This window comes from Nostoc sp. CHAB 5715, assembly GCF_020829685.1.
Lineage (GTDB): Bacteria > Cyanobacteriota > Cyanobacteriia > Cyanobacteriales > Nostocaceae > Nostoc.
In genome coordinates this window covers 1-2,208 of sequence record NZ_JAIVFR010001133.1, presented here as the reverse complement: position 1 = coordinate 2,208, position 2,208 = coordinate 1, and the positions used below count along the sequence as shown (strand labels likewise).

The 2,208-nt window shown below is 41.4% G+C and carries 1 protein-coding gene; it reads left to right on the top strand.

What is annotated here, in order from left to right; genetic code table 11:
* Positions 1 to 775 precede the first annotated feature (775 nt).
* Positions 776 to 2,208 (top strand): AAA family ATPase (locus LC574_RS36840; protein WP_229458576.1); only part of this gene is annotated, 1,433 nt, incomplete at its 3' end.

Genomic DNA, 2,208 nt, shown 5'->3' with positions numbered 1-2,208 from the left:
AAACCTCACCCCAAACCTGATTTACTAAGGTTTTAGCTTTAGTTTTACCCCACCCTAACCATCACTGCGATTAAGTAGGTAATCTTTGGGATTTAAGAAGAAATTCGACTTGTGTGTACACGGTAGCTTATAGCGGTTCCCATTCAGATGCGGTACAACATTACATTACCAGGTGTAGGGGCACGGCAGTGCCGTGCCCCTACGGGTATACCTCACGTAAACGAGAACCGCTATAAAAAGGGGGGAAAACTTCTTAAAGTCCCCCTTGGAAAGGGGAGCCACTGCGTTCATTGGTGTCAACTTAACGTAAAAGCTTAGTCTGATAAGCATTTCAAAATTTTTCAATGTACCACCTAGATTTTAGATCCCCCCTAACCCCCCTTTTTAAGGGGGGAATTAGAATCGAGTGCCCCCTTGGAAAGGGGGTTGGGGGATCTAAAACTACGGAAAATTGAGTGTTTGGGCTTAAGTTGACACGTATGCACTGCGCCCTTGCGGGTTTCCCGACTTGAAGCACGTGGCGTGGATTTAGGGGGATCTAAAACTTTTTGCTACCAACAACAGGACTTTTCAAACATCCTCTAATACCGTTTCACTTTAAAATTGATACAAATAGGCAGCAGGGGAGCAGGGGGCAGGGGGAAAGAATTAGAGACTAATCATTTGTATCAAGTATTTCGTGAAATGGTATAAGACTTCATCAAGCTAATGGGTACACTAACTCTAACAAAGTAATTGGGACAGCATTAACCCACTTTTGAGGAGTACCCAAACTATGCTCACACTTTCCGGCTATCAAATTATTGAGCAAATCTATCAAAGCAGTAACTCTCTAATATATCGAGGCTACAGGGAAGGCGACGACCAACCTGTAGTTCTCAAAATCCTGCGAGATGCTTATCCTTCGCCAGAAAGCATTGCTTGTTACCAGCGTGAATATGACATTATCCACAATCTCCATCTCACAGGAGTTGTCCAAGTTTACGCTTTGGAAATTCACCAACAACGGCCAGTCTTAGTGTTGGAAGACTTTGGTGGTAGTTCTCTAGCTCAATTGCAACTAGCTGGAGAAATAGAGTTAGAGCAGTTTCTCAACTTGGCTATTTCTATCGTCGAAAGCCTTAAACAAATCCACGCTGCTAACATCATCCACAAAGATATTAACCCCTCAAATATTGTCTTTAACTCCGACACCAGACAAGTTAAAATCATCGATTTTGGTATTTCTACTGTTCTGTCACGAGAAACACAATCATTCAAAAATCCGAATGTTCTAGAAGGTACTATTACTTACATTTCTCCTGAGCAAACAGGTCGAATGAATCGGGCGATTGACTATCGCAGTGATTTCTATTCTTTAGGAGTGACCTTTTATAAGTTACTAACAAAAGAAGTGCCGTTTGAAGGGGATGATGCTCTAGCGTTGATTCATTGCCATATTGCTAAACAACCAGATCAATTCAAAATTCAAAATTCAAAATTCAAAAATAAACAACCCATTCCCCAAGTCCTCTGTGACATTGTGATGAAACTGATGGCGAAAAATGCTGAAGACCGCTATCAGTCTGCTTTTGGTATTCAGGCAGATTTAGAACAATGTTTGCATCAACTGCAAACCAAGGGAAAAATCGATGTCTTTGCGTTGGGTAGTCAGGATGTCTGCGATCGGTTTATAATTCCGCAAAAACTCTATGGACGGGAACCAGAATTAGAGACGCTATTGGCGGCTTTTGATCGCATCACCAATGGGACAACTGAACTGATGTTGGTTGCAGGCTTTTCTGGAGTCGGCAAATCAGCTTTAGTAAATGAGGTTCATAAACCTATTACAGCCAAACGCGGCAATTTTATTACTGGTAAATATGACCAGTACCAACGTAATATTCCCTACTCCGCTATTTCTCAAGCATTCAATGAACTGTGTAATCAATTCTTGACTGAAAGCGAATCAGTTTTAAAACAATGGCAAGAAAAAATATTAACTGCTGTCGGCAATAATGGACAGGTTTTAATTGATGTCATTCCCAATTTCAAATTGGTGATTGGCGAACAACCTCCTGTAGCTGTGGTAGGTGGACAAGAAGCCCAAAACCGTTTCAATCTGGTCTTCCAAAATTTTATCAAGGCGATTTGTCTGGCTGAACATCCACTAGTTTTGTTTGTTGATGATTTGCAATGGGCTGATAGTGCTTCACTGAAACTGCTGAA